The 25,234-nt window shown below is 69.6% G+C and carries 25 protein-coding genes and 3 pseudogenes; 15 read left to right on the forward strand and 13 right to left on the reverse strand.

Annotated features, from left to right (window positions below; all coding sequences use genetic code 11):
• Positions 1–2: 2 nt before the first annotated feature.
• A pseudogene (locus tag ABT009_RS38590) lies at positions 3–475 on the forward strand (substrate-binding domain-containing protein); the annotation flags it as partial.
• A 68-nt stretch (positions 476–543) separates the two neighbouring features.
• Here ABT009_RS38590 and ABT009_RS38595 read toward each other — a convergent pair.
• Positions 544–1,425, reverse strand: coding sequence for a fructosamine kinase family protein (locus tag ABT009_RS38595; RefSeq protein ID WP_351305871.1), 882 nt, complete (start codon positions 1,423–1,425; stop codon positions 544–546).
• 197 nt (positions 1,426–1,622) lie between these two features.
• Positions 1,623–2,111, reverse strand: coding sequence for an Lrp/AsnC family transcriptional regulator (locus tag ABT009_RS38600; protein WP_351305873.1), 489 nt, complete (start codon positions 2,109–2,111; stop codon positions 1,623–1,625).
• A gap of 282 nt (positions 2,112–2,393) precedes the next feature.
• Here ABT009_RS38600 and ABT009_RS38605 point away from each other — a divergent pair, with 282 nt between their 5' ends.
• Positions 2,394–2,696, forward strand: a complete 303-nt coding sequence (locus ABT009_RS38605; protein WP_351305875.1) for a muconolactone Delta-isomerase family protein — start codon at positions 2,394–2,396, stop codon at positions 2,694–2,696.
• Between the two features lie 80 nt (positions 2,697–2,776).
• Here ABT009_RS38605 and ABT009_RS38610 read toward each other — a convergent pair whose 3' ends face one another.
• A complete protein-coding gene (locus ABT009_RS38610; RefSeq protein ID WP_351305877.1) occupies positions 2,777–3,484 on the reverse strand; it encodes an SDR family NAD(P)-dependent oxidoreductase in 708 nt (235 codons plus the stop codon).
• 102 nt (positions 3,485–3,586) lie between these two features.
• Between ABT009_RS38610 and ABT009_RS38615 the strand changes: the two genes are divergently transcribed.
• A complete protein-coding gene (locus tag ABT009_RS38615; protein ID WP_351305878.1) occupies positions 3,587–4,426 on the forward strand; it encodes a helix-turn-helix transcriptional regulator in 840 nt (279 codons plus the stop codon).
• A 247-nt stretch (positions 4,427–4,673) separates the two neighbouring features.
• Here the strand turns inward: ABT009_RS38615 and ABT009_RS38620 are convergent, their stop codons facing one another.
• The 4 genes from ABT009_RS38620 to ABT009_RS38635 form a co-directional block, all read right to left on the reverse strand.
• Positions 4,674–5,105, reverse strand: a complete 432-nt coding sequence (locus tag ABT009_RS38620; protein ID WP_351305880.1) for a hypothetical protein — start codon at positions 5,103–5,105, stop codon at positions 4,674–4,676.
• Positions 5,106–5,444: 339 nt separating this feature from the next.
• Entirely contained in the window at positions 5,445–5,921 is a 477-nt protein-coding gene (locus ABT009_RS38625; RefSeq protein ID WP_351305881.1) for a (2Fe-2S)-binding protein, read from the reverse strand.
• A 16-nt stretch (positions 5,922–5,937) separates the two neighbouring features.
• Positions 5,938–8,286 (reverse strand): xanthine dehydrogenase family protein molybdopterin-binding subunit, encoded by a 2,349-nt coding sequence (locus ABT009_RS38630; RefSeq protein ID WP_351305883.1) that lies wholly within the window; start codon positions 8,284–8,286, stop codon positions 5,938–5,940.
• A gap of 239 nt (positions 8,287–8,525) precedes the next feature.
• Positions 8,526–9,401 (reverse strand): PP2C family protein-serine/threonine phosphatase, encoded by an 876-nt coding sequence (locus ABT009_RS38635; RefSeq protein WP_351305885.1) that lies wholly within the window; start codon positions 9,399–9,401, stop codon positions 8,526–8,528.
• A gap of 139 nt (positions 9,402–9,540) precedes the next feature.
• Here ABT009_RS38635 and ABT009_RS38640 point away from each other — a divergent pair, with 139 nt between their 5' ends.
• The gene (locus tag ABT009_RS38640) at positions 9,541–10,572 is read left to right on the forward strand and encodes an Acg family FMN-binding oxidoreductase (RefSeq protein ID WP_351305887.1); all 1,032 of its coding nucleotides are present in this window, start codon (positions 9,541–9,543) and stop codon (positions 10,570–10,572) included.
• Between the two features lie 9 nt (positions 10,573–10,581).
• Here the strand turns inward: ABT009_RS38640 and ABT009_RS38645 are convergent, their stop codons facing one another.
• From ABT009_RS38645 to ABT009_RS38655, 3 genes are all read right to left on the reverse strand, one after another.
• Complete coding sequence (locus ABT009_RS38645) at positions 10,582–11,277, reverse strand: N-acyl homoserine lactonase family protein (RefSeq protein WP_351305889.1); 696 nt, start codon at positions 11,275–11,277, stop codon at positions 10,582–10,584.
• A gap of 341 nt (positions 11,278–11,618) precedes the next feature.
• Positions 11,619–12,233, reverse strand: a complete 615-nt coding sequence (locus ABT009_RS38650; protein ID WP_351305891.1) for a hypothetical protein — start codon at positions 12,231–12,233, stop codon at positions 11,619–11,621.
• Positions 12,234–12,287: 54 nt separating this feature from the next.
• A complete protein-coding gene (locus ABT009_RS38655; RefSeq protein ID WP_351305893.1) occupies positions 12,288–13,115 on the reverse strand; it encodes an alpha/beta fold hydrolase in 828 nt (275 codons plus the stop codon).
• A 138-nt stretch (positions 13,116–13,253) separates the two neighbouring features.
• On the opposite strand from ABT009_RS38655, the gene ABT009_RS38660 reads away from it, so the two are divergent.
• From ABT009_RS38660 to ctaD, 3 genes and pseudogenes are all read left to right on the forward strand, one after another.
• Positions 13,254–13,409, forward strand: coding sequence for a DUF6131 family protein (locus ABT009_RS38660; RefSeq protein WP_351305895.1), 156 nt, complete (start codon positions 13,254–13,256; stop codon positions 13,407–13,409).
• A gap of 468 nt (positions 13,410–13,877) precedes the next feature.
• Positions 13,878–14,465 (forward strand): hemerythrin domain-containing protein, encoded by a 588-nt coding sequence (locus ABT009_RS38665; protein WP_351305896.1) that lies wholly within the window; start codon positions 13,878–13,880, stop codon positions 14,463–14,465.
• A gap of 483 nt (positions 14,466–14,948) precedes the next feature.
• Positions 14,949–16,631 (forward strand): annotated as a pseudogene (gene ctaD, locus ABT009_RS38670) (aa3-type cytochrome oxidase subunit I); the annotation flags it as partial.
• Between the two features lie 905 nt (positions 16,632–17,536).
• On the opposite strand, the gene ABT009_RS38675 reads toward ctaD, so the two are convergent.
• The gene (locus tag ABT009_RS38675) at positions 17,537–18,001 is read right to left on the reverse strand and encodes a Crp/Fnr family transcriptional regulator (protein WP_351305898.1); all 465 of its coding nucleotides are present in this window, start codon (positions 17,999–18,001) and stop codon (positions 17,537–17,539) included.
• A 214-nt stretch (positions 18,002–18,215) separates the two neighbouring features.
• Here ABT009_RS38675 and ABT009_RS38680 point away from each other — a divergent pair.
• Together ABT009_RS38680 and ABT009_RS38685 are read left to right on the forward strand one after the other, a co-directional pair.
• A pseudogene (locus ABT009_RS38680) lies at positions 18,216–18,475 on the forward strand (transposase); the annotation flags it as partial.
• A 200-nt stretch (positions 18,476–18,675) separates the two neighbouring features.
• Positions 18,676–19,281, forward strand: coding sequence for a DUF6461 domain-containing protein (locus tag ABT009_RS38685; protein ID WP_351305900.1), 606 nt, complete (start codon positions 18,676–18,678; stop codon positions 19,279–19,281).
• A gap of 49 nt (positions 19,282–19,330) precedes the next feature.
• Here the strand turns inward: ABT009_RS38685 and ABT009_RS38690 are convergent, their stop codons facing one another.
• Positions 19,331–20,236, reverse strand: a complete 906-nt coding sequence (locus ABT009_RS38690; protein WP_351305901.1) for a LysR family transcriptional regulator — start codon at positions 20,234–20,236, stop codon at positions 19,331–19,333.
• Positions 20,237–20,309: 73 nt separating this feature from the next.
• Between ABT009_RS38690 and ABT009_RS38695 the strand changes: the two genes are divergently transcribed.
• The 5 genes from ABT009_RS38695 to ABT009_RS38715 are packed head-to-tail and all read left to right on the forward strand — an operon-like array spanning position 20,310 to position 24,298.
• Entirely contained in the window at positions 20,310–21,005 is a 696-nt protein-coding gene (locus ABT009_RS38695; RefSeq protein WP_351305902.1) for an RraA family protein, read from the forward strand.
• On the forward strand, positions 21,002–21,667 hold the full coding sequence (locus ABT009_RS38700) for an RraA family protein (RefSeq protein WP_351305903.1): 666 nt from the start codon (positions 21,002–21,004) through the stop codon (positions 21,665–21,667). Before ABT009_RS38695 ends, ABT009_RS38700 begins: the two co-directional genes overlap by 4 nt.
• On the forward strand, positions 21,664–22,284 hold the full coding sequence (locus ABT009_RS38705; protein WP_351305905.1) for an RraA family protein: 621 nt from the start codon (positions 21,664–21,666) through the stop codon (positions 22,282–22,284). Before ABT009_RS38700 ends, ABT009_RS38705 begins: the two co-directional genes overlap by 4 nt.
• Before the next feature lie 5 nt (positions 22,285–22,289).
• A complete protein-coding gene (locus ABT009_RS38710) occupies positions 22,290–23,480 on the forward strand; it encodes an aminotransferase class I/II-fold pyridoxal phosphate-dependent enzyme (RefSeq protein WP_351305907.1) in 1,191 nt (396 codons plus the stop codon).
• Positions 23,477–24,298 (forward strand): alpha/beta fold hydrolase, encoded by an 822-nt coding sequence (locus tag ABT009_RS38715; protein WP_351305909.1) that lies wholly within the window; start codon positions 23,477–23,479, stop codon positions 24,296–24,298. Before ABT009_RS38710 ends, ABT009_RS38715 begins: the two co-directional genes overlap by 4 nt.
• Positions 24,299–24,370: 72 nt before the next feature.
• Here the strand turns inward: ABT009_RS38715 and ABT009_RS38720 are convergent, their stop codons facing one another.
• Positions 24,371–24,841: a helix-turn-helix domain-containing protein gene (locus ABT009_RS38720; RefSeq protein ID WP_351305911.1), complete on the reverse strand. Its 471-nt coding sequence runs from the start codon at positions 24,839–24,841 to the stop codon at positions 24,371–24,373.
• Between ABT009_RS38720 and ABT009_RS38725 the strand changes: the two genes are divergently transcribed.
• A complete protein-coding gene (locus ABT009_RS38725) occupies positions 24,840–24,992 on the forward strand; it encodes a roadblock/LC7 domain-containing protein (protein WP_351305913.1) in 153 nt (50 codons plus the stop codon). The genes ABT009_RS38720 and ABT009_RS38725 overlap by 2 nt on opposite strands.
• Positions 24,993–25,234: the final 242 nt, after the last annotated feature.

Here is a 25,234-nt window from a genome sequence, read left to right on the forward strand (position 1 = left end):
ACGTGATCGCCACCAGGCGCCCGCGCGGCCGCGCGCCGGCCTCGCTCCCGCTGGCCGACGAGGAGTACGTGCTGGTCGCCGCCCCCGAGTGGGCGCGGCACGTCGAGGAGCACCCGGCGGCCGAAGACCCCTGCGCCGCGGTGCGGGACGTACCCCGGTCACCTGCGCGGAGGACCTGCCCATCGTGCGCAGGTACTGGCGCAGCGTCTTCGGCAAGCAGCTGGCCGGCCGCGCCGCGGTCACGGTGCCGAATCTGTACGCCGTGGCGTCGGTGGTCACCGCGGGTGCCGGCTACAGCGTGCTGCCCCGCTCGCTCTGCCAGGACCACTTAGCCTCAGGAGCGCTCGTCCTGCTCCACGACCCCGACGAACCGCCGCTCAACACGCTCTTCCTGGTCCAGCGGCCGGGCGCCGACGCCAACCCCGACGTCGTGCGGGTCCGCGACCGTCTCCGGAGCGCCGCCCGCACCTGGTAGGCCCGCCTGGTAGCCGCCCGCACTTGGTCCTTGCCGGCCGACGGATGGCCTGGCCCCCCCCATAACGGTCACCCCCTCAAGGCCGCCCGGGCCACCCTGAGTGCCTGTTCGGCGTAGCCGCGACCGAACAGCACCGCGTGCACCAGCAGCGGGAAGAGCTGGTGCAGCCCGATGCGGTCTGCCCAGCCGTCGTCGAGCGGCGCGGCGTCCTGGTAGCCGTCCAGCACCTGGTCAAGGTGGGGGCAGCCGAAGAGATGGAGCATGGCCAGGTCGGTCTCCCGGTGTCCGCCGTGCGCGGCCGGATCGATCAGCCAGACGTGCCCGTCGGCGCCCCACAGCACGTTGCCGTTCCAGAGGTCGCCGTGCAGCCGGGCGGGCGGCTCGGCAGGGCCCGCCAGCTCGGGCAGCCGGTCTGCGACGCGTTCGATCACGGCTGCTTCGGCGTGGCGGATGGTGCCGTCGTCGACCGCGCGGCGCAGGTAGGGCAGCACCCGGTGCTCGGCGTACCAGCGCGGCCAGTCCGTGCCGGGGCCGTTGCGCATCGGGGCGAGCCCGATATACGCGTCGATCGGGCCACCGGGCGGCGGGGCGCCGAACGCGGGCGCGCCGGCGGCGTGCAGGGCGGCCAGTTCGCGGCCGAACCGGACCGCTGCCTCACCGCTCGGCCGACCGGTCAGGACCCGGTCGGTCACCAGCCAGTGCCGGTCATGGCCGTGCACGGCCGGCACGCGGACCGTGTCGACGTCGCCCAGCCAGCGCAGCCCCGCCGCCTCCGACTGCACCGCGCCGGGGTCGTCACCGCGCTTGACCATCACCATCTGCCCGCCGTCGAGGGTGACTTGGGCGAGGGTTCCGGACAGCCGGCGCTCACCGGTCACCGGGCGTCCGGTGAGCCGCGCCGCTGCGGCACCCGGCCCCTCACCGTGGCCGTGCACCGGGCGGCCGGTCATGCGCCCCGGCCATCACGCACCCGGGCGAGCAGTCCGGGCCCCGTGCCTTCGATCATGTCCGACATATCGTCGAATCCCTTCAGTTCGCTGTGAGTGCGCGCCGGACACGTGTCGGTTCGTCGCACCCGTAGTACCCCTCGTACCGATCCCGAGGTGTTTGCCCGCCCCGGACTCCGAGTAGTGCGGGCGTCGGTCTCTCAGGGACGCGGACCGGGCCAGGAGTCCAGGGACAGCGGGCCGCGGTCGACGACGGTACGGATGGAGAAGGTGCTGCGGGCGTCACGTACCGGACCGATGGCCAGGATGTCGTCGGTGAGCACCCGCTCGAAGGTGCGCAGGTCGGGTACGGCCAGCTCCACGAGGAAGTCGGCGTCGCCGGACACCACATGGCAGGAGGCGACGTGCGGTATCGCCTTCAGCGCGGCCTCGACCACGTCGATGGTCGCGGGGGCGTGCTCGACCTTGAGGGACAGGAAGATCGTCAGACCGAGCCCGAGCCGCTCGCGGTCCAGCTCGGCGCGGTAGCCCGCGATGACGCCGTCCGCCTCCAGCGCTTTGGTGCGCCGCAGGCAGGACGAGGGCGACAGCCGCACGGCCTCGGCAAGGTCGACATTGGGGGTCCGCCCGTGGCGCTGGAGGTGGTCCAGGATGGCACGGTCGATGCGGTCGTGCAGAGGTTGTGGCATGTAATGCAGCGTAATGGTGATCTCGTCGCATAATGCTCTGCCCAAGACCGCTGTGGGCGTCGATTACGTCATCGCACGCCGCGGTTGCGGGTGCATGCCGGCCAGCGGGCTGCAGCCTTAGCGGCCGCGCAGCTCCACGCCTGCCCTGCTACGTCTACGGCGCTGAGAGATTCTGCCTACCAGCAGTGAGGAAGCCGGTCGTGGCGTGTGCCTGATTGACGGGCCGACGATGGACTCATGGAGCACCGGGCCCAGAGGCACACCGCCTATTGGAGAAACATCATGCGAGAGTTCCTGGTCCAGATCACCACCACCGTCCCCGAGGGCACGACCCAGGAGGAGGCCGACCGGCGGCGCGCCGCCGAAGCCGTCCGCGCCAGGGAACTGGCCGCCACCGGCAACCTGGCACGGCTGTGGCGCCCGGTCGGCGAGCTGCGCAGCATCGGCATCTGGCGTGCCGCCGATGAGTACGAGCTCCACGAGAAGGTGCTTGGCACGCTGCCGCTGCGCCCATGGATGACCCTCACCGTCACACCGCTCGAGTCCCACCCCAACGACCCGGGCCGGGCGGCGGCCACGTCCTGACATCCGGCCGGCCGCCCGCTCTCACCGCCGCCATAACCCGGGCCGCGGCGGTGAGTACGGTGACCGTCGCAGGGGACGGGTTACCAGGGGATGGCGCCTTCGGCGTCGAAGTAGCCTCCGGTCGGGCCGTCGGGGCCCACCTGCGCCATGCGGACGATGATCTCGGCGCCCTCTTCGACCGTCTGCGTGCCCGTGCGCCCGTTGAGGTCGGTCGCGGTGTAACCAGGCTCCACCGCGTTGATCCGCATGCTTGGGAACGCCTTCGCGTACTGCACGGTGATCATGTTGACCGCCGCCTTCGACGCCGGATAAGCGACTCCCGGGTATGCGTACGCCGGTGTGTCCGGGTCGGTGACCCGGGCCATCGAGGCCAGGCCGCTGCTGACGTTGACCACGACCGGGCCGGTGGACCGCTGCAGCAGCGGCAGGAACGCGTGGGTGACGCGCACCATGCCGAAGACGTTCGTCTCGAACACCTGGCGCATCATGTCGGCGGTCACTTCCGCGGCGCCGATCACACTGTTGCCGTCACCCCTCCCTTCCACGCCGGCGTTGTTGACCAGCACGTCCAGTCCGCCGTCGTCCTCGATGGCCTTCGCCACTGCTGCGACGGACGCGTCGTCGGTGACGTCGAGGAGGACCAGGCGCGCCCCCAGCTTCTCTGCGGCGAGGCGTCCACGTTCGGCGTCCCGGCTGCCGATGTAGACAGTGTGGCCTGCGGCGATGAGCCGACGGGCGGTCTCGAACCCGAGGCCCTTGTTCGCTCCGGTGATCAGTGTTGCTGTCATGCCTCCAGGCTGCGGCCCGGCGATGTGGTCAGCCAGGCGTCCCGTCTTCCTGGGACTGCCGGTACCAGGAAGACCGGTCGGAGGGCGTGCACACTGGTGGGCATGGCGACGGCGGAATTCGGGCAGGCGGTGCGGCGGTGGCGCGACCGGGTCTCGCCCGAGGCCGCCGGGCTGCCCGCGGGCGGGCAGCGGCGCGCGGCCGGACTGCGCCGCGAGGAGCTGGCGCTGCTGGCCGGGATCTCCGTCGACTACGTCACCCGGCTCGAACAGGGCCGTGCATCCCACCCGTCGGCGCAGGTCGTCGAAGCGCTGGCCCGGGCACTGCGGCTGTCGGGAACCGAGCGCGCACATCTGTTCCGACTGGCCGGGCTGGCACCGCCGGGCCCGGAAACCGTACCCGCGTACATCACCCCCAGCGTCCAGCGGCTGCTGGACCGACTGACCGGGACACCCGTCGCGGTCTACGACGCGGCCTGGACCCTGCTCATGGCCAACCCGCCGTACGCGGCACTGATGGGCGATCCGTCCGGATGGCGTGGCAACCAGCGCAACGGCGTGTGGCGGCAGTTTCTCGGCCCCGGCAGCCGGGCCCGGCACACACCCGAGTCCCTGCGCGTCTTCGAGGCCAAGCTGGTCGCCGATCTGCGTGCGGCCGCAGGCCGCTACCCGGCCGACCAGCGGCTGCGGCGGCTGGTCGCGGAACTGCGCGCGAACAGCGACCGCTTCGCCGAACTGTGGGATTCCGGCGCCGTCGGCCGCCACGAGGCCGCACACAAGACCATCGAGCACCCACAGGTGGGCCCCCTGACGCTGGACTGCGACGTGCTCACCGTGGAAGGCAGCGACCTGCGCGTCATGATCTACACGGCTGAGCCCGGCACCGAGGACGCCGAACGCCTCGCACTGCTCACCGTGCTCGGCACCCAGGCACTCGTCGGCTAGCCGCCCCACTCGACAGCGGTGGCCGGGTTCCTCCACGGGGCACGCATGACGGTCTGCAGACTGGCTCGACTCGGCGCTCAGAGAGGCAGGTTCGTGACCGTCGGCCGGGCTGAAACCGGTGTGAAGCCGGGTTGAAGCCGGCCGCCCGCACGCTTCGGGTCATGCGCTACCTCACAGGCAGCGAGCCCACCACGTCCGAGAACCCCGTCCACCTCACGCCCGAACTGGTCGAGGACCCCGTCCGCGGTTACTCCGATCTCCGTGCCCGCGACGAGCTGCCGCTCGTGGTCCTGCCGGGGCTGCAGACTCCGGTGCGGCTCGTCACCCGGTACGCCGATGTGAAAGCCGCTCTCGCCGAGCCGCGGCTGATCCGGGACCGCACCCGGATCCCCGGCGCGGCCGAAGCGGCCCACGCACAGGACGAGTTGCTCGAGGCCGCCTCGCCGGTCTCCCCGCCGACGGGAAGGGCGCTGAACGCCTCGATGTCGGCGGCGAGTTCGGGCGTGGCGACGGACATCTCGCCTTCGGGCGCGGCGCCCACTACTGCATCGGCGCCGCGCTCGGACGCCTGGTCACGAGCGTCGTCCTCGACCGGCTGTTCGTCCGCCGGGGCGGCCTGCGGCTGGCCGTGGGCCGTGGCGAGCTGGAGTTCGGCCACTGGCCGGGCGACGGATTCCACCTGCTCAGGCTCACCAGTTGGATTAGCCAACCGTAGTGATGCTGTGGCAGGGTGTGACGCGCACGCCCGGCGCCCAGGCGACGTCGGGCACCCTCCCCGGCCAGGTGTTGTACCTGCCTGACCGGCCAGCGTCCGGAGGGACGTGTCACGCGGGCCGACGGCTTTGCCCATCGGCACCAGGGCACGAAGACGATCGGCGGCATGGAGCGGCATTCCACGCTCTGATCCTGTGCAACCCATGGGATTCAGAGACGCTGCCCGTCCGTCGCTGAGGCGGTGGGCCCGGCGACGGCGGTGGACGAGCCGCCTGACCATCCGGGTCTGCGGGTGGCGGGCGGCTCACATGTTCTCGGCGCCGGCCTTGATGGCTTCGCGGATGCGGGGGTACGTGCCGCAACGGCAGATGTTGCGGATCTCGTCGAGGTCGCTGTCGTCGATGTCGCGGCCTTCGGCGGCAGCATGGCGGACCTTGGCGACGGCGGTCATGATCTGGCCGGGCTGGCAGTAGCCGCACTGCGCGACGTCCATCTCCAGCCAGGCTTCCTGCATCGGGTGCAGGTCCTTGCCGACGGTGGTGGGCAGCCCTTCGATCGTGGTGATCTCGTCGTCGGTGGCGATCTTCGAGACGGGCACGGAGCAGGGGTTGAAGGCCTTGCCGTTGATGTGCGATGTGCAGGCCTGGCAGACACCGAGGCCGCAGCCGTACTTGGGCCCCGTGACGCCGAGCAGGTCGCGCAGGACCCACAGCAGCCGTACGTCGTCGTCGGCTTCGACGGTGATCTGCTTGCCGTTGAGCTTGAAGGTGTGCGTGGGCATGGCTCCGGGCTCCCGTTCAGAAGGCGCGGTCGAGACCGTCGGTGGGGGACTGCGGCGTGGACGGCTTGAGCGGCAGCGGCTCGAAGCTCAGGGTGCTGTGGTTGATCGGGAAGCTGGTCGGCATCGCCCCTACGGCACGCGCGTAGGCACAGGCGATCGCGGCGAACGCGGGCGCGACCGCCAACTCGCCCGCACCGGACGGCTTGTCGCTGGTGGGCGGCATGACGACGACGCGCAGATCGAGAGGGGCGTTCCACTGCCGGGTGTAGAAGTAGTTGTCCCAGCTGCCTTCCAGCGGGATGCCGTCCTTGATGTGGAGGCTGGAGGTGAGCGCCATGGCCATGGCGTCGATGAACCCGCCCATCATCTGGGCCTCGAGACCGCGGGGGTTGATGGCGAACCCGGCGTCGACGACCAGCAGCGCCCTGGTGACGCGCGGTCCGGTCACCCCGTCCCTGACCTTCCGGTCGACCGTCTCGGGCCGGCAGTCGATCTCGACCAGCGAGGCGACCGCTCCCCGGTACTCGGCGTGCAGGCCGATGCCCTGCGCGACACCGGCGGGGAGCTCCCTGCCCCACTCGCCGACCTCCACCGCCTTGTCCAGTACGGCTCGCAGACGCTCGTCCCTGAGGAACTCCCGGCGGAACGCCACGGGATCCTTGCCCATCTTGGCGGCGAGCTGGTCGACGACCAGTTCCTGAGCGCACACCACGTTCGGCGAGTAGATGTTGCGCATGCTGCCGGTGTTGAACTCAAGGGGCACTTCGGACAGGAGCTGGGTGGTGACCCCGAAGTTGTAGGGGGAGGACTGGGTCAGCGTGAAGATCGTCTCGGCGAAGGTGAGATTGCCGGCCACGGGCAGCTGCGCGGCCGTCGCGCTGATCATCTCGCCGAGGCCGTGCCCGAAGTCGGTCTTGGAGCTGGTGTGGCGCTGTTCGAAGCTGAGCACGTTGCCGAGCGCGTACGTCGCGCGCACACGCGACACGCACATCGGATGCGTGCGACCCTGCCGGAAACTGTCGGTGCGGGACCACGACAGCTTCACCGGCTTGCCCATCTTCTGCGAGATCTCGGCGGCCTCCGCGGCCACGTCATGGAAGAGATGGCGTCCGAACGAGCCGCCGCCCGGCACCACATGGACGGTGACGGACTCCTGGCCCAGCCCGAGCGCCTTGGCGATCTCCTGCTGGGCCACGATGGGCGACTTGAGACTCGCCCAGATCTCGGCGCGGTCGGGGCGGACGTCGGCGATCGCGTTGTCGGGCTCCAGCGGACTGTTGCTGGCGAACGCGAAGGTGAACTCGGCGTCGATCTTCTTGCTCAGCAGCGGCGGTACGGTCATGGGGAGCGCCGCGGCCTTGAGCTTCGCCAGGACGGTGTCGTCGGACTCCTTGTCCACACTGCCGGCACCCCAGGTCACCTCCAGCGCCCGTAGTGCGTCGATGCACTGCCCGAACGTCTCACCCCGTACCGCCACACCGTGCTTGATGGTCGCGACGTCGGTGATGCCCGGCATGTTCTGAACCGCGTCGGCGTTGTGGACGGCCACGACCGTGCCGTTGATCGTCGGCGGTCTGCGCACCATCGTGGGCTTGGCGTCAGGGACCTGGAGGTCCATGCCGAACCTCTTGCGCCCGGTCACGATGTCGAGCGCGTCGACACGCCTGTGGGGCTTGCCCAGAACGGTGAACTGCGAGGGCGGCTTGAGCTGTGCGGTGACGGGTGTCGTCTTGGTGGCGGCCGCCGCCGTCGCGAGCGATCCGTATGTCGCGCTCTTCGCCGTGCCGTACGAGACCACACCGTCCTTGGTGGTCAGTTCGGACGCCGGAACCCCCCACTGCTCGGCGGCGGTCGCCACCAGCCGCTGCCGGGCGACCGCGGCCGCGGTGCGCACGGGCAGGTACATGCTGCGCATCGAGTTCGACCCGGCGGTCAGCTGGTTCATCACCAGCTCGGGGCGGGCGTCGGCCAGGGTGACCTTGACCCTGTCCAACGGCAGATCCAACTCCTCGGCGACCATCATCGCGACCGCCGTGGTCATGCCCTGGCCCACCTCGGCGCGCGGTACCGCGAGCGAGGCGGTTCCGTCGGTGTGCACCTGGACCGAAATCAGTCCCGACGTGGGCGCCGCCGCCAGGTTCTGCATATCTCCGAGGTCGAACAGCTCCTCGGGCTGCGGAGGAGAGGGCACCGCAGCCTGAGCGGGCTGCGCTCCGGCCGCATCCGCACCCAGGCGCACTGCCACGGCCAGCGTGGGGGCGGCCAGCAGATACGCCAGCACCCTGCGACGCCCGAGTCCCTCCGACGCTCCCTCCGGACCCGACGCCCGCTCCGGACTCCGCGGCGAACGACCCTGTTCTGCCATGCGTGTTCCTCCAGAAACACCCGAACCGACCGTCGTACTGTCCGTTCCGCGTCCCGGAGCCTGTCACAGGTCACAGCAGTGATCCAGGGGCACGCTGCTGTCCGGACCGAGGTGCAGTAGCTGCGCAGGTTGGCAGAAGTACCCCTGTGATCAGCACGGTTGCCCTGAACGCAACATCAGGACGGCGATCAACGCGTGCGAAAGCTCCACATGACCACCACATGGCTGGTGACGGCGCATCACGGCGAAGACTGCGGATGGACGAGAAGCAGGGCGATGTCGTCGCCGAGAGGTCCGCGCCGGCGGGCGTGGTCGATGAGGGCGTCGGCGAGGGTGTCCATGCTCCGGAGATCTTCAGGGGCGAGCTGCTCGGCGAGCTCGTTGGTGGCGTCCTCGATGTCGGTGCCGGGGGTTTCGACGAGGCCGTCGGTGTACAGGGCCAGCACGGCGCCGGGCGGCAGGGGGATCTCGGTGGCCGGGTAGTCGGCGGCCGAGTCGATGCCGAGCAGGAGGCCGGGCGGCACGTCCAGTACTTCGGTGTGTCCGTCGGGGTGGCGCAGGAGCGGTGGCGGGTGGCCGGCGCTCGCCAGGCAGGCGGCGTGGCGAGCCAGGTCGAGGTGGGCGTAGAGGCAGCTGGTGAAGAGGCCGGGGTCGAGGTCGGTGAGCAGGCGGTTGGTGCGGGCGAGTACCTCGCCGGGGGACGCGCCGGTCGGTGGCGTGGACGGCGGTGCGGACCTGCCCCATGAGGGCGCGGCGTTCATGTTGTGGCCCTGGACATCGCCGATGGCGGCTGCGGCGGTACCGGTGTCGAGTCGGATGAGGTCGTAGAAGTCGCCGCCGACGTTCACACCGCGGGTGGCGGGAAGGTAGCGGGCGGCCACGTCCAGGCCGGGGATGGACGGCAGGACCCGGGGTAGCAGACCGGCCTGCAGGCGGTGGGCGAGCTCCTGCTTGGTGTCGTAGAGACGGGCGCGGTCCAGGGGTACGTGCTCGCCCGGCGGCAACAGGCACATGCCGACCACGGAGGCACCGCTCTCCCGAGCGACCTGGGTCACAGCCGGAGCCAGCAGCTCCGTGCCGAACGTGACATGCGCGAAGTCGCGTGACCCGATCATGGAACTACGCCAGGCCGTCCCCCGGCTCTCTGCTGCAGGTCCGCGGCTTCCCCAGGGTGAGCGGCGGTGGCAGCCTGGAATACAGGCAGCTGAGACGGACTCGCCCAGGAGCCCAGAGGTTCCGGAAGGGGAGGCATCGGTGCCGGCACAACCGCTCAACGAGGAGTCGGTGACGGCCCTGGTCTACGACGCCACCGCCGCACCGTCCCTGCACAACGCCCAGCCGTGGCACTTCCGCTACTCTCGGGACAGCCGAACCTTCCGTCTGCGCTCGGACCCGGAGCGCGCCCTACCGCACACCGACCCCCACGGCCGCGCCCTCCACATCGGCTGCGCCGCCGGCCTGATGAACCTCCGTGTCGCGGCCGTGCACGCCGGCTGGTATCCGGAGACCCGGCTGCTGCCCGACCCGCAGGACACCGAGCTGCTCGCCTCCGTGCAGCTGACCGCCCTGGGAAGCGGCAGGGGCGAACTCGGCGCGCTGTACCCGGCCATTCACAGGCGGCACACGAGCCGGTATCCGTTCGAGGAGACGGAGATACCCCAAGCCGTGCTGACTGCCCTGGCAGACGCAGCGCGCGACGAGGGCGCCTCACTCACGTTCCCCACCGGGTGGCATCTGCACGAGGTGCTGGAGCTGGTCCAGGAGGCCGAGGCCCGCAACATCACCGATCACGCCAGGGCCGAGGAGCTGGGCCACTGGACGAACCGCAGCGGCATCCCGTTCTCGGACACGGCCGCCGAAGGAGTTCCCGCATACGCCTTCGGCCCGCGCAAGCTCGGCGGCAAGGCACCGATGCGCGACTTCGCCGGCGGCCGGCCGATGACGGGCCGCACCGCCGCCGAGTTCGAGCACTACCCTCACCTGGCCCTGCTGAGCACGGCCCGCGATCGCCCGGAGGACTGGCTGCGCGCCGGCCAGGCGTTGGAGCACGTCCTGCTGCTGGCAACCCTGAAGGGCCTGTCCAGCTCGTTCGTCACACAGGCCCTGGAATGGCCCGACCTGCGCTGGCCCCTGCGCGATCCGGTGACGGGCACCGGGCATGTGCAGATGGTGCTGCGCCTCGGATACGGCCCACCAGGCCCTGCGACACCGCGCCGCCCGATGCGAGAGGTGCTGGACATCGAGAAGGGTACGAGCGGCCGCCGGCGACGGACCCGGCAGACGTGAGGTCCTGCGTCACGGTTCCCAGACCGAGCAGTCGTGGGCGAAGAGCACACGCCGGGGGTCGAAGTCGGCGAGCCGCTCCAGCCAGTGCCGGTAGCTGGGAAGCGGCTGTTCCACGCCATGCAGTGCGGCCTCGCGCGCCAACTGGTCCGACGCGAACTGGGAGGCGAAGTCGTGTGCCTGGCCGGCAAGGACCACGGTGCCGTCGCCTTGCCGGAGAACGAGCGACTGATGTCCCGGGGTGTGCCCCGGCGTCGGAATGATCCAGACGCCTGGCCAGACCTCGGTCTCACCGGCGAGCTCCTCGTAGGAAACGCCGGGGAAGTCGACGAGTTCGTCGATGGTGTAGTTGCCCCGGCGGGCGGTCGCCAGTTCGACGTCCTGGACCAGGATGGGCTTGCCGCCCAGGAGGGGATTGCCGCCGCAGTGGTCGAAGTGCAAATGGCAGTTCACGACCACGGAGACGTCGTCCAGGGCGACTCCGGCCGCCGCCAGGGCGTCCTGCAGCGCACGGCGCCGGGGCCGGTAATGTCCTTCGGTCTCCGGGTCCGCGCTGCCGATGCCGGTGTCGAAGAGGATCAGACCCTGGTCGTGTCGGACGAGATAGGCGAGCACGGGCTCAACCCGCGGCTCGGCACCACCCGTTTCCGACGCCGGCCGGATGAAATACCCCAAGTCGAGCCGCCGCACCGCCATGTTCTGCCCCATGCGGCCATCCTGACAGGGTGCAGCATGCCCGCCGGCCGGTCTGCCGACAGCGGAACACGTGGACATTCCCACCGTCCCGGGTTCGCCCCGCCGCAGGGTGGCATACGCCGACACCGCGTCGTCGTACGCCGCGGGTACGTCAGAACGCCGCACCGTCGAGCACCGCGCGCTGCACGCCGTGCTCGACCAGCCGGGCCGGGGCTGCTCAGTCGGTGAGCCAGCCTCGGTGGTGCGTGGGGGGCGATGTGCGCGTCGTCCTGGGGCGATGATGGCGTTGCCGTGGACGGCGGCGAAGGGTCCGACGGTGTTGTCTGTGATGACGGTTGACGGACCGCGTCGCACTACGCAGGGTCGTCCATCGCAACGGGCGAGAACGAGGGCTGCCGACGCGCCGGCCTGAGCAGTACCTCACTGCCGATCGGCGTGAAGCCGCAGGCGAGGAAGGCACGCAGGGATCGGGCGTTGCCCGGGGAGACCGCGGCGAAGACAGGCTCCCCTTCGGGAACGAGCGTGAGGGCGTCGGCGAGCAGACCGCGCCCCTGGCCCCGGGCGCTGTCCTGGGGAGCGTGGAGTTCGATGCTCAACTCACGCCGTCCGGCGAGTCCGTCGGCCAAAGTGATCAGGCCGCGTTCGTCGCCGTGGACGCGGACGTGAGTGCGCAACTGACGGGCGTGGAGGACGCGGGGATGGTCGTCCGCGTAGGTCAGCTCAGCCAGGCGCGGGGTGCCGCCGGTACCGCGGGCGGTGAGGGTGACGTCGACGACGCCGATCCACCCCTCGGGGCCCGCGAGTCGGTGCAGGAAATCGGGGGCCAGGGAACCGCCGAAGCCATCTGGCTCCCAACCGTCCACGTCCTGGGCACTCAGCGCGGTGGCGACGAAGGCATGCCCCGTAAAGGCAACGGAACACTCCAGACCGCCCGGCAGGGGCGGCAGCACCGTCACTCCGCCGTCCACCGGCGGGAACGGCCCTCGGCAGCGGCAGTGAAGTGGGACAGAAGCGGATGCGGCTCAGGCACGATCGGTCGCCTGGCGGGTCACCTGCGTAGTGAGGAAGTCCAGCAGCACGGCATTGAAGGGCTCGGGCTGTTCTGCTCCCGGAAGGTGCCCGGCGTGTTCGATGACGGCAAGGGTGGCGTGCGGGACGAGTCGGTGGATGTCCTCGGCGTCGGCGACCGAGGTGTACACATCGTCCGCGCCGACCACGATCAGGACCGGTGCCTCGACGGCGGCCAGTGTGTCCCGGTAGTCCGGGCGCTCGGCACGTCCGCGCAGAGCCGCAGCGGCGCCGCGCGGGTCGGTGGCGCGCATCATGCCCAGGATGTGTGCGGCCACATCAGGCATAGCGGCGACGTTGTACGCGGCGAGCATCTTGTCGATCACCTCGCCGGCGTAGCCGTCCATGCCCTCGGCGAGCAGCCGGTCGGCCAGGCGGTTGCGGAACTCCTTGCCCTCTTCGGTCTCGGCAGGCGCCGAAGTATCGGACAGGACGAGTGCCCGCACCCGCTGCGGATACCTGCGCTGGAACTCCATGGCGATCTGGCCGCCCATGGACACGCCGCCCACCACAGCCCGCTCCACGCCCAGGTGACCCAGGAGCGCGGCGATGTCGTCCGCGAAGTCGGAGAGGAACACCTTGCCGGGCGTGACATCGCTGTCGCCGTACCCGCGCAGGTCCGGCAGGATCACCCGGTGTCCGGCCGCAACGAGCGCCGCGGCCTGCGGCGCCCACAGGCTGCGGTTGAACGGATGCCCGTGGATCAGGACGACAGGCAGCCCGTCCGACGGGCCCATGTCGTCGTAACGGACTGTGACGCCATGTACGGCTATGCGACTCATCCTGGGCACCCTAGTGCCATGATCGGCTGCGGCTCCAGACCCCAAGGGAGCGACCGCCCCGCCCCAGGGTGTATCGACCGATTACACACTCTTTGTCGGGGTAGACGAAGACCGACAAAGCATTACTTGGAGGCCGCCATGATCGTGCTCGGCGTCATCCTGCTCGTGATCGGTCTCGTGACCGGCATCAATATTCTGTGGACGATCGGAATCATCCTGGCGGTCGTCGGCCTCGTCCTGTGGCTGCTGGGAACAACGGGCCATGCGGTGGGTGGCCGCCCCCACTACTGGTGATCTGCATTCCGATCAGCGCAGACGCCGGTGATCAGCTGCACACGATGTTGCACACGGCGAGCCGAGTCAGCTCTTGCGCGGGATGGGCTCGCAGACCTCCGGCGAGTCGGAACCCCGGCCTCCTGCAGGGCCGGGGTTCACCATGCCCTCGTTGGAGGAAGCTCGTTTGCCCGTTCAGTGCCCCTGAGCGCGCGCTGCGTCGGCACGATGGTGACCCGGTGTGCCGTGAGGGCAGCTGATCCAGGCCGTTGCCTCGAGCAGCGTTGCCGCCGATCTTCGAGTCGGAAGATCGAAGGCCGAGCCCCTGACACCTTGCTCATCTGCCGGGCCACTCCCACATGGCCTTTGCGGGTTTGCACGGCCGGGTCACGGTGACTCGCCGTGGGACAACGGCGCTTGCTCCGCCGCGGACATTTCGGCCTTTGGCGGAGAGTGGGAAGACGACCCCAAGGATCGGAGGGCAGTGCCGTGAGCAGTGCGAACACAGAGCGTGCCGAGGCGGCGAAGCTTCCGGAAGGTGACGTGGTAGGCATCCTGCTCGAGCAGCACGCCCGCATCCGGGACTTGTTCTCGGACGTGAAGAGTGCGGAAGGCGATCACAAGCAGCAGGCGTTCGACGAACTGAGGGCACTACTTGCGGTGCACGAGACCGCCGAGGAGATGATCCTGCGACCCGTCGCGCAGGACGTGACCGGCGAGGCGGAGGCCGATGCTCGCAACCACGAGGAGGAAGCGGCCAACAAGGTCCTCGCCGAACTCGAGAAGATGGACGTCTTCGGCGCCGAGTTCAACACCACGTTCGCCAGGTTCGAGCAGTCCGTCATCGACCACGCGGAGCACGAGGAACGGGAGGAGTTCCCCTTCGTGGTCCGGGAGTGTGCCGAGGACAAGCGGAGGGGCATGGGCACGATGCTGCGGGCGGCCGAGAAGATCGCCCCCACCCACCCGCATCCCGGCGCAGCCGGATCTCCGATGGCCCAGTGGACGGTCGGGCCGTTCGCGTCCTTGGTCGACCGGACGAAGGATGCACTGAAGGCTGCGGCACCCGGCGGCTGACCACGCATGACCGAAGCCCGTCGTGTGCCGGAGCAGTCCTGGCGGGTTCGTAAGCCGCAGCATGCGTACGGGCGACGGGGGGTGCCGTTGACGCTCGACGGCATCGCCGGGTACGACGGCGTCTTGCGGTAGGGGCGGAGATCGCGAACGGGCTGCCGCGTGCACGGAAGCCTTGTGGCCGGTGCGCGCTGCGGCGATTGCGAAGATCTGATGGGGGTGTATTCGACCCCACTGTGACCCCGCTGACGACATAATCCTGATCGTACGGTAGCGATTTCGACGCCACTCTATGCGTCGAGGAATATGCCGACAGTCGGCGGTCGGCGGAACTGAGCCGAGGGAGGGATTCTGCCGAATGTATCAGACGTTTAATGCGTAACACCGTGGCGCAGCGCCTTTCGGCCGATGCGGTGGGCGTAGTTTGCGGTGGCGGCATGGGGATACGTCGCCGCGCGTACTGACCGTCTGCGCATCGAGGATTCCATGGCCACATCGACCGAGCCGGTAGCCCCTGTTCCGGTGAAAGGCCGCGGCCCGGGAGCAGTGCTGGCCGCATGGCTGAGCACCACCGATCACAAGAAGATCGGGCACCTGTATCTAATCACCTCCTTTATTTTCTTCCTGTTCGCCGGGGCGCTGGCTCTGGGGATGCGGGCGGAATTGGCCCGGCCGGGGATCCAGATCCTCTCCAATGAGCAGTACAACCAGGCGTTCACCCTGCACGGCACCGTGATGCTGCTGCTCTTCGCCACACCAACCTTCGCCGGCTTCACCAACGCCATCATGCCGCTGCAGATCGGCGCCCCCGACGTAGCATTTCCACGTCTGAACATGCTGTCGTACTGGCTGTTTCTCTTCGGCGGTCTCATCGTCGTCGGGTCCCTGCTGACCAGCAACGGCAGCGCCGACTACGGCTGGACGGCCTACACCCCGCTCAGCGGGGGAGAGCGCACCCCCAACATCGGCGCCGACATGTGGATCCTGGGGCTGGCGCTGTCCGGATTCGGCACTATTCTCGGCGCGGTCAACTTCATCACCACGATCATCGGCATGCGTGCCCCTGGGATGACGATGTTCCGGCTGCCGATCTTCACCTGGAACGTGCTGCTGACCTCGGTGCTGGTATTGTTCGCTTTTCCGGTGCTTGCCGCCGCACTGCTGGTACTGGAATCGGACCGAAGGTTCGGATCCCACGTTTTCGCGCCGGAGAACGGCGGGGCGCTTTTGTGGCAGCACCTGTTCTGGTTCTTCGGCCATCCAGAGGTCTACATTCTGGCGCTGCCCTTCTTCGGTGTGGTCACCGAAATCATCCCGGTGTTCGCCCGTAAGCCGATCTTCGGATACATGGGGCTGGTCGGGGTCACCATCTCCATCACAGGACTCTCCGTGACCGTCTGGGCGCACCACATGTTCGCCACCGGCGCCGTATTGCTGCCTTTCTTCTCCTTGCTGACCTTCCTCATCGCCGTTCCCACCGGAGTGAAATTCTTCAACTGGATCGGTACGATGTGGAGGGGTTCACTGACGTTCGAGACGCCGATGTTGTGGGCCATCGGTTTTCTTGTGACGTTTCTGTTCGGCGGCCTGACCGGGGTAATCCTGGGGTCGCCTCCACTGGACTGGCACGTCACCGACAGCTATTTCGTCGTGGCCCACTTCCACTATGTGCTGTTCGGCACCATCGTTTTCGCGATGTTCGGCGGATTCCATTTCTGGTGGCCGAAGATGACCGGCACCATGCTCGACGAGAGGCTGGGAAAGATCCATTTCTGGACGCTGTTCGTCGGATTCCATATGACCTTCCTCGTCCAGCACTGGCTCGGCGCGGAAGGAATGCCCCGGCGCTACGCCGACTATCTGGCGGCCGACGGTTTCACGGCGCTGAACACCCTGTCGTCGATCGGGGCCTTCCTGCTGGGCCTGTCGACCCTGCCGTTCTTGTACAACGTGTGGAAGACCGCCAAGTACGGCAAGCGGATCGACGTCGACGACCCTTGGGGCTGGGGCCGCTCGCTGGAGTGGGCCACTTCCTGCCCGCCGCCGCGCCACAACTTCGTGGCGCTCCCGAGAATCCGCTCCGAGTCCCCGGCATTCGTCCTGAACCACCCCGATGTGCAGATCGAGCAGGAGCACATCACGCTGGGCAAGCGGGACGTCGTCGAGCCGGACAAGCGTGCAGCCCGGCCACTGACCGGTGACGAGGACAACCGTCGCCCAACCGAGGATCCCGACGCAGCGGCCGGTATCGCCCAACTCGAGGGGTACCTGCTGTGCCAGGCGGAGATCCAAAAGGCTCGGGCGGAGGGGGATGCTTTCGCCCGGCGTATGCCATGGCTGACCACAGGCCAGCACAAAGAGGTCGCCCGGCACTACGCCGACCAGCGCCTCGCGCTGTCCGAGCAAATGCTGGGAGCGGTGGCGACTCGCTGCATCGAACTGCAGGACCAGTACGCGGCCCGCTACCGCGCTCTTCGTCAGCGGTTGCTGTGCAGGTGCGTGGCCTTGCTGCTGGCTTCCTGCGCGTTGTCGGCCGCGGCCTGCTATCTCACCGTGTACCGCTGAGCGGAGTGCTCGAGTCGTTCAGCCAGGCCGAGGGTGCGCTCACCGCAGCGGGAGCCTGTCAAAGAGTTGAGCATCGAAATTTGCGGGCACTCGGCATTTCAGGGTCCTCGCGGGAATCCCAACGCCGCCGAGTCCACGAAACAGAGACGGGAGCGGCACGGCGAATGGGCACAGAACCTGGTGGCCGAGCCGGACGGCATGTACAGACGATTCTCCGGCGTACTGGGCGGGCCTACTCGGCCGGACACGACCGCCCGCTGGGCGTGGAATCCTGTCGGCTCTCGCAGGGTTCGGCGCGTACACGGGGCATGGGCAGAAGCGGTACGGCGCCGTGGTCGGCCGCTGCGAGTGTCTGGATCGTTTCGACCCTCACCGCCGGCCAGTTGCTGTGGCCGCGTGCGACGAGGACGGCGATGGGTGCGTTGCCCGCGTTGACCGGGGCGGACGCGCTGCAATTGGCGTACAGCAGATTCGCCGGCAAGGCCCCATGACCGCGCCTCGCCGGCCGATCAGAACAGGGCGTCGAAGCCCTGTGGGGCGTACCGGTCCAGCAGCCGGATCCGGGCCGCGTGCAGCCGGTGGGAGAGTACCCGTCCGACCCAGTGGCCGACCGCCGAGCCGAACGCGGGATCGGCGTCCATCATCGTCCGCACGGTCAACGCGTCGAACTCATGGGTGCGCACCGGCGTCATGGCCTCCGCGCCCAGCTGCCATTCGTACGGGGCGAACAACCACGACCAGCCGACCAGCTCACCGGGGCCCAGGCTCTCGATGGCGACTGTCCGCCCGCCCGACACATGGAAGTCGAGCGTGACCGTGCCGGAACGGACGATCCAGAAACGGTCCGCGAGGGCACCTTCCTGGAAGAGGCGGGTTCCCTCGGGAAAATTCACCTCGCGCGCGAGTGCCATCAGACGTGCCCGGTGTTCCGCCGACAAGGAGGCGGCGATCCGGGTGGGAGAAAGAGCGGTCATGGTGCCCTCCGGTCCCAAGTTCGTCTCCGTGCTCAGCCTCCATTGTCGCTCCGCGCAGCGCGGAGGGAGAAGCGTGAACGTCGTCGGGACGCCCGGTTCGATGGCAGTCCGCAGCCGACCGGCATGCCATACGGAACCGACCAAAAGATGCCCTGCGCGTCGGCATTCCTCACGGGGAAGAGAAGACCACGCTGGCGAGTGCCAGAGCGTCGCTCTGTCCCGGCTCTCGCAGGCCGGCGGGGTGCTGCTGGTGGAGACGGCCCGCCGGACGGGCCTGGCCGGTGCGCTGTCCAGCGCGCTCGCGCCCTGGCGCAAGCAGCGGGCGGTCCATGATCCCGGCAAGATCCTGCTGGACGTCGCGTTGGCATCGCGCTGGGAGGGGAGTGCGTGGCGGACGGGGCGATGCTGCGGGCCGAGCCTGCCGTATTCGGCCCAGTGGCCTCCGACCCGACGGTCTCCCGCCTGGTCGAATCGAGGGACCGTCAGGAAAGATCGAGGTTAGCTGGGGATCCCGTGACAGTGTTCGGAGAATCCCCGGAGCTCCGGCTATTGAGCCGGTAGGGAATGCGTGCTGGGCTTCGCAGCGCCATTCGGCATGGGGGCGCAGCAGCGGATGTCACACCCGGCACCTAGTGTGACCGTAGATTCGGGCACCGGGGTGGAGAGGAACACAGGTGACGGGGCTGGGTTGGTTGTACGGTCGGGATCTTCCGCTGCTGAGTCTGACGTTCGCGCGTGACCTGACCGCGCGAGAGCTGTTGGGGCGGATGGGCGCGGATCTTGACACGCTCGCGCTGCGTAGCCAGGAGGACTTCGACGACGAGTTCGGTGACTTGCTCTACGCTGACGACGCATGCGTCGTCAGCGCGGGCCAGCATGGTGCGTGGGCATGGGCCTGGGAGCACGGCAGCTGGCAATGCGTCGTGGACGACCGCCTGATCTGTGATGTCTCGGTGGGGACGGCGGCCTTGGTGCTGCACGCCAACGAAAAGCCCATGGTGGACTTCCGCTACGCCGAGAACGGGCGCCTGCTCACCGGCATCAACACCTTGATGGGGCTCCGCCCCGATCACTACACCGGATGCGAACCGCACCGGTTCGACCCTGAACTGCACGCACTTGGTGCTGCACCAGACCGCGACGACTACGGCCCTCTGGGCCACCGTGGCCTTTTCTACCGCCTTGCCGAAGAACTCGGCGTTGGCCTCCCTCACGCTGACCTCTTCACCAACCCGTGTTTCAGCGCCGAACTCCAGCTCCGGCCGAATGTTCAGCCCTGATGACCTGCCGCATTTCGTCACTGCGGAGGACGCATTTCGTCACCATCCCTCAGTTGTGTCGCGGCGGTGTATGCGCCGTTGTCAGTTGCGTCGCGATGACGGTGAGGCGCTCGGCCAGCGCGCCGGGGATGGATCTCGTCATGGCGGTGAGTTCGATGGTCGCCGTTGCGTGACGGAGCGGTCTGAACCGGACGGCTGGGCGCGCCGCAGACGCCGCGGCGGGCACGACGGTGACGCCGAGACCGCACTCGACCATGGCGATCTGCGAGGTCACCGACCGGGCCCAGTGGGCGGGTACGGGGCTGAAGCCAGCGGTTCGGCACATGGCTGCCATGGCGTCGTGGTAGTCGGGCGAGATGTGCCGGTGGAGCCACACCCAGGTGTCGCCCGAGAGATCCGCCAGATCCAACGGACCGTCGGTCCCGGCTGCGGGGTGGCCGACGGGAAGGGCCGCGACGAACCGGTCGACGAAGAGCGAAGTCGCCGTGGTGCCGCGTACCGGGGCGGTCTGGCGCACGATCGCCCAGTCGAGCGTGCGGTCGAGGAGTCCGGCCCCGGCTTCGTGCGTGTCGATCTCCTGGGCACGGACCTCGATGTCCGGCAGCGCCTCGTGGAACTGCTCGAGCACGAGCGGCAGCGGCCAGGAGAACGCCGAGGCCACGGCGCCCACGTTCACCCGCCCGCCGCGCCCGGTGGCCGCGTGCCGGGCGGCGATCTCGGCGTCCTCGGCCTGGCGGATCAGCGCTCGGCAGCGGTCCAGGAACACGGCGCCTGCGGGGCTGAGGGCGACCGACCGCTGAGTACGGTGCAGCAGCTCGCAGCCGAGCTGCCGTTCGAGCTGCTTGATCGCCTGGGACAGCGGCGGCTGGGACATCCGCAGCCGCTCCGCCGCCCGGCCGAAGTGGAGTTCCTCGGCGACCGCGACGAAGTATCGCGCCTGCCGGATCTCAACCATGATTCGTCAAGCCTCTTACTGAGATAGGAAATCAGACCTTCCGAATATAGCCGGAGGTTGTTGAAGTGGAGGCATGAGCAACTCACCTCTCCTTGATCGCTTCGCGGCGTTCGGCTCCGCCGCGGTCAGCGACGCGCTCGACCAGCTCGCGCTGCCCGCCGGAGTCGGGGGCATCCGCCCGGTGTGGGGCCCCGCAGCCGTCGTGGGGTTCGCCGTCACCGTGGGCCTCGAACCGCGCATCGACGGCCCGGCCGGAGCCCACATCGCCGCCACCGCGATCGAGACCGCAGACGACCAGAGCGTGATCGTCGTCGACAACCAGGGCCGCACCGACGTGTCCTGCTGGGGCGGCATCCTGAGCCTGGGCGCGGCGCGGCGCGGCGCGCGCGGTGTCGTCGCCGACGGCGTGTGCCGTGACGTCGCGGAGGCGCGCGAGCTGGGCTTCCCGGTCTTCTCGCGCGGGGCGGTCCCGGCCACGGCGCGGGGCAGGCTGCAGCAGCGCTCCACCGGCGAGCCGGTCACCGTCGCCGGCCTCACGGTCGAGCAGGGCGACGTCGTCGTCGCCGACGAGACCGGTCTCGTCGTCGTTCCGCGGGAGCGGGCCGAGGAAGTGGCGGAGATCGCCACCGCGATCGTGGCCCGGGAGCAGGCCATCGCGGACGAGGTGCGCGCGGGAGCCCCCCTCTCCCACGCCATGCACGATGCCCGCCTCGCCGGAGAGGCCATGCACGACGCCCGCCTCGCCGGAGAGAAGGAGTCGGCCCGATGAGCAGCACCAGCCCCGCGACGGACCTCGCCACCGACCTCTCCACCGCATCGATCTCCGACGCCCTCGACTCGCTCGGGCTGCCCGGATCCCTGCACGGTATCGGCGCGCTGCGCCAGGGCCAGCGGACCGTCGGGCCGGTCTTCACCGTGACCTACGAACCGGTCGACGAGGCCGGCGGTACGGTCGGCGATTTCCTCGACGACGTCCCTGCCGGCGCGGTGATCCTGATCGACAACGCCGGCCGCACCGACTGCACGGTGTGGGGCGGCATCATGAGCCAGACCGCGCACGAGCGCGGCATCGCGGGCACCGTCATCAACGGAACCTGCCGCGACGTCGCCGTCGCGACCGCCGCCGGTTACCCGATCTGGTCGGTCTCCCGGTTCATGCGCACCGGCAAGGACCGCGTCCGGGTGGCCGAGGTCCAGACGGCCGTCACCGTCGACGGGGTCGTCATCCACCCCGGCGACATCCTCGTGGCCGACGACGACGGCGCCGTGGTCGTCCCGGCCGCACGCTGGGACGAGGCCGTGGACATCGCCCGGCACATCGACCGCGTCGAGGAGGCCATCGTCGAGGCCGTCCGAGGCGGAGCCACGCTCGCCGAGGCGCGTGCCCGGCACGGCTACCACTCGCTCCAGACCCGGAAGGACCCCTCGTGAACGACAGCCTCACGAACGACGCCGGACGCGGGCACTCCAGCGCGACGCTGTCGGAGGCGTCGGGACTCGCCGTCGCCCTGTCCCCCGAGATCCGGTCGCTGTGGGCCGGCGCGAGGCTCTGCGGCCCGGCGTTCACCGTGCAGGGAGCCGGTGGCGACAACCTCGCCCTGCACCACGCCGTACTGCAGGCCCCGCCCGGATCCGTCCTGGTCGCCGACCTCGGCGGTGCCCGTTTCGGTCACTGGGGCGAGATCCTCACGGTGGCCGCCCAGCATCGAGGAATCGTGGGCCTGCTCATCGACGGCGGCGTCCGGGACGCGGCGGAGACCGAGGCGCTCGGCTTCCCGGTCTTCTCGCGCAACAACGCGATCCTCGGCACCCGCAAGGACTTCCGCGGCGTGTTCGGGCGTCCCGTCAGGGTCGGCGGTATCACGGTCCGCAGCGGCGACCTCGTCGTCGGGGACGTCGACGGCGTCGTAGCGCTGCCCGCGGACGACACCGACCGGATCCTCGACCGCGCCGACGCACGCGTGGCCCACGAGAACGATCTGGTGAAGCAGTTGCGGGAGGGCCGCAGCACCCTCGATCTGTACGACTTCGAAACCGCGGGGCGGTGACGCCGATGGCGGACAACCCGATCTTCGCCGTGGCCGCCCAGGCCGAAGCCCTGCGAGCCCGGGGCGCGGACGTCATCACGCTCGCCGCCGGAGAGCCCCAGGCAGCCACCAGCACCGCGGTCGTGGAGGCCGCCGTGGCCGCAGTCCGCGACCCCGCCACCCACCACTACGGGCCGGCCCAGGGACACCCCGAACTCCGGGCGCTTGTCGCCGCGCACGTCACCCACGACACCGAGCTCGCCTGGACCGCGGACGAGGTCCAGATCACCCTCGGCGCGAAGCACGCCCTGTTCCTCGCCACCCAGGCCCTGGTCAGCCCCGGCGACGAGGTGTTGGTCGCAGCGCCCGGCTGGCCCGGTCACACCGAGGTCGTCACCGCCGCAGGCGGCGTCGCCGTCCCGGTCGCCACCGACGAGGCGTTCCGTATCTCGGCCGACGCACTCGACCGCTGCCATACCCCCCGTACGCGGGCGGTGATCCTCTCCAGCCCGGGCAACCCCACCGGTGCCGTCCACCCCGAGTCCCGGCTGCGCCAGATCGCGGACTGGGCCCGGCGGCACGGTATCTGGGTCATCAGCGACGACATCTACCGGGCGTTCGACTACACCGGGACCTACCGGTCGATCCTGCAGGCGGCCCCCGAACTGCACGGCCGCGCAGTCGTCGTAGGGGGAGTGTCGAAGGAGCACGCCATGACCGGTTGGCGCGTCGGCTGGCTCGCGGCACCACCGGAGATCGTCTCCGCCGCACGGCTCCACGTCTCCCGCACCATCACACACGTCCCTACAGCCAACCAGCTGGCCGCCGTCGCCGCCCTGAACGACGAGGGCACGCCCGTCAATGCCGCCCACGACTACCGACGCCGACGCGACCTACTGGTCGAGGCGCTGAACCGGATCGACGGCATCGACTGCCCGCTGCCCGACGGCGGCATGTTCGCCTTCCCCGACGTCAAGGGCCTGCTCCACGACCGGGGTTGGGCGAGCAGCACGGACCTCGCCGCATGGCTCCTCGACACCGCCCATCTCGCGGTCGTCCCCGGTGAGGCGTTCAACGCCCCCGGACACATCCGCGTATGTTTCGCCGTCGACGACCACACGCTGATCACCGCGATCGATCGTCTGCAGACCGCCCTCGGAACCGCCCCCACCCAGGCGTACGAGGTCCACGCACCGACGCTGGAGGAGGCCCGATGAGCCCCGTCACCAAGCTCGAACCCTTCACGCTCCCGCTCACCGTGCACGGGACCCGCACCGACGTGTCCGGTCTACACCGCCACGGCACCGGCACCCCGCTGGTGTTCCTCCACGGCTTCGGCTCGACCAAGGAGGACTACGCGGACGTCGTCCAGCAAGAGCGGCTCGCCGACCGCCCCGTCCTGGCCTACGACGCACCCGGGTGCGGCGCCAGCACCTGCGCGGACCTCGGCGCCGTCTCCATCCCCTTCCTGGTCTCCGTCGCCGAGCAGGTCCTCCAGGCGTGGCAGATCGACCGGTTCCACGTCGTCGGGCACTCGATGGGCGGCCTGACCGCGCTCCTCCTGGCGGACGGCGACCCCGGCAGGATCGCGAGCTTCACCAACATCGAGGGCAACGTCGCACCCGAGGACTGCTTCCTCAGCCGCCAGATCGTCACCCACGCCGACGACGATCCCGACGAGTTCCTGGCCCGGTTCGCCGAACGCGTGGGCGCGTCACGCTTCTACGCCGGCGCCCTGTACGCCTCGAGCCTTCCCCACAAGGTCCGGGCCGGAGCAGTCAGGGCGATCTTCGAGTCCATGGTCGACCTCTCCGACCACGGCAAGCTGCTCGACCGGTTCCTCGGACTCCCCGCACCGAAGATGTTCATGTACGGCGAGCAGAACAGCTCCCTGTCCTACCTCCCGAAGCTGGCCGCAGGCGGCGTCGAACTCGCCGAGATCAGCCACTGTGCCCACTTCCCCATGTACTCCAACGCCCCGGAGATGTGGGCCCGCATCACCGACCTCGTCACCCGCGCCGACGCCGGGTCCTGACGGCTCGGGGCGTGTGCGGACGCCCGCCACGCCAGAGACGGCGAGTCGTTCGCCACTCACACGGCGACCGGGTCACCTCTCGCGGCGCAGCGCGGCCGGCGTCGTACCGAGGTGGGAGCGGAGCACCCTGGTCAGGTGCTCCTGGTGGAAGAAGCCGCACGCGGCGGCGACCTGTGCGATGGGCATGGTTCCCGCACGCAGCAGGCGGGCGGCCTGTTCCACGCGCAGCCGCACCAGGTACCGGTGCGGAGGGCACCCCGTGCGGGCCTTGAACCGCCGGGCGAACTGGCTGACGCTCAAGCCGGCGGCCGAGGCGAGGTCCTCCAGCGACAGCGGCTCGGAGAGCCGGGCATCGAGGAGTTCCCGGACGGCGGCGAACTGCCGGTCGCTGAGCCCCACTTGCCGTCCCGCCGGCTCGGCGTCGCGGTGCCGCAGACTGTGCCGGCGCGCCAGCTGGGCCGCGGTCATGAGGGCGAGCTGGTCCGCGTAGGTGGTCCCGCTTGGCTCCCAGCGCCGTAGCGGCTTCATGATGGTCACCCACATGCGCGACGGCTCCTGCCTCGGCGTCCTCGCCGAGGAGGGCTGCGACATCGGCCTCATCGGCTACGAGACGGCCGTCATCGCCGACCGCGCCGGCGTACTCCTCACCCCGCAACTCGTCGGTCAACTCCATCAGTCTCCGCTCACGCGCTGACGTGCACCGATCGACGGTGCCTCGACGCGCGGGATGCAGGGGATCGGGAGCACCGTGCTGGCTGGGGGAGTTCGGCCACGGTGTTCGCCTACCGCCAGGTCATGCCGCTGCGGTCGCGGCGGTGTGAACAGGACGGAGAACGCCGGGGGGGGGGGGGGGCCCCGGCCCCCCCCCCCCCCCCCGGGGGGGGGGGATGCGAAAATGAAAAAAAAGGGGGGGTGGGGGGGGCGGAGAAGGAAGGC

It is taken from the genome of Streptomyces sp. NPDC002896 (assembly GCF_040295225.1).
GTDB lineage: Bacteria > Actinomycetota > Actinomycetes > Streptomycetales > Streptomycetaceae > Streptomyces.

Bases quoted from the DNA above. Each gene is read 5' to 3' on its own strand.
- ABT009_RS38695 (WP_351305902.1), top strand. From the start codon at position 20,310: ATGAGCAACTCACCTCTCCTTGATCGCTTCGCGGCGTTCGGCTCCGCC.
- ABT009_RS38660 (WP_351305895.1), top strand. From the start codon at position 13,254: ATGATCGTGCTCGGCGTCATCCTGCTCGTGATCGGTCTCGTGACCGGC.
- ABT009_RS38700 (WP_351305903.1), top strand. From the start codon at position 21,002: ATGAGCAGCACCAGCCCCGCGACGGACCTCGCCACCGACCTCTCCACC.
- ABT009_RS38690 (WP_351305901.1), bottom strand. From the start codon at position 20,236: ATGGTTGAGATCCGGCAGGCGCGATACTTCGTCGCGGTCGCCGAGGAA.
- ABT009_RS38630 (WP_351305883.1), bottom strand. From the start codon at position 8,286: ATGGCAGAACAGGGTCGTTCGCCGCGGAGTCCGGAGCGGGCGTCGGGT.
- ABT009_RS38720 (WP_351305911.1), bottom strand. From the start codon at position 24,841: ATGTGGGTGACCATCATGAAGCCGCTACGGCGCTGGGAGCCAAGCGGG.
- ABT009_RS38625 (WP_351305881.1), bottom strand. From the start codon at position 5,921: ATGCCCACGCACACCTTCAAGCTCAACGGCAAGCAGATCACCGTCGAA.
- ABT009_RS38615 (WP_351305878.1), top strand. From the start codon at position 3,587: ATGGCGACGGCGGAATTCGGGCAGGCGGTGCGGCGGTGGCGCGACCGG.
- ABT009_RS38610 (WP_351305877.1), bottom strand. From the start codon at position 3,484: ATGACAGCAACACTGATCACCGGAGCGAACAAGGGCCTCGGGTTCGAG.
- ABT009_RS38715 (WP_351305909.1), top strand. From the start codon at position 23,477: ATGAGCCCCGTCACCAAGCTCGAACCCTTCACGCTCCCGCTCACCGTG.
- ABT009_RS38605 (WP_351305875.1), top strand. From the start codon at position 2,394: ATGCGAGAGTTCCTGGTCCAGATCACCACCACCGTCCCCGAGGGCACG.
- ABT009_RS38725 (WP_351305913.1), top strand. From the start codon at position 24,840: ATGCGCGACGGCTCCTGCCTCGGCGTCCTCGCCGAGGAGGGCTGCGAC.
- ABT009_RS38595 (WP_351305871.1), bottom strand. From the start codon at position 1,425: ATGACCGGCCGCCCGGTGCACGGCCACGGTGAGGGGCCGGGTGCCGCA.
- ABT009_RS38710 (WP_351305907.1), top strand. From the start codon at position 22,290: ATGGCGGACAACCCGATCTTCGCCGTGGCCGCCCAGGCCGAAGCCCTG.
- ABT009_RS38675 (WP_351305898.1), bottom strand. From the start codon at position 18,001: ATGACCGCTCTTTCTCCCACCCGGATCGCCGCCTCCTTGTCGGCGGAA.
- ABT009_RS38645 (WP_351305889.1), bottom strand. From the start codon at position 11,277: ATGGGGCAGAACATGGCGGTGCGGCGGCTCGACTTGGGGTATTTCATC.
- ABT009_RS38655 (WP_351305893.1), bottom strand. From the start codon at position 13,115: ATGAGTCGCATAGCCGTACATGGCGTCACAGTCCGTTACGACGACATG.
- ABT009_RS38635 (WP_351305885.1), bottom strand. From the start codon at position 9,401: ATGATCGGGTCACGCGACTTCGCGCATGTCACGTTCGGCACGGAGCTG.
- ABT009_RS38600 (WP_351305873.1), bottom strand. From the start codon at position 2,111: ATGCCACAACCTCTGCACGACCGCATCGACCGTGCCATCCTGGACCAC.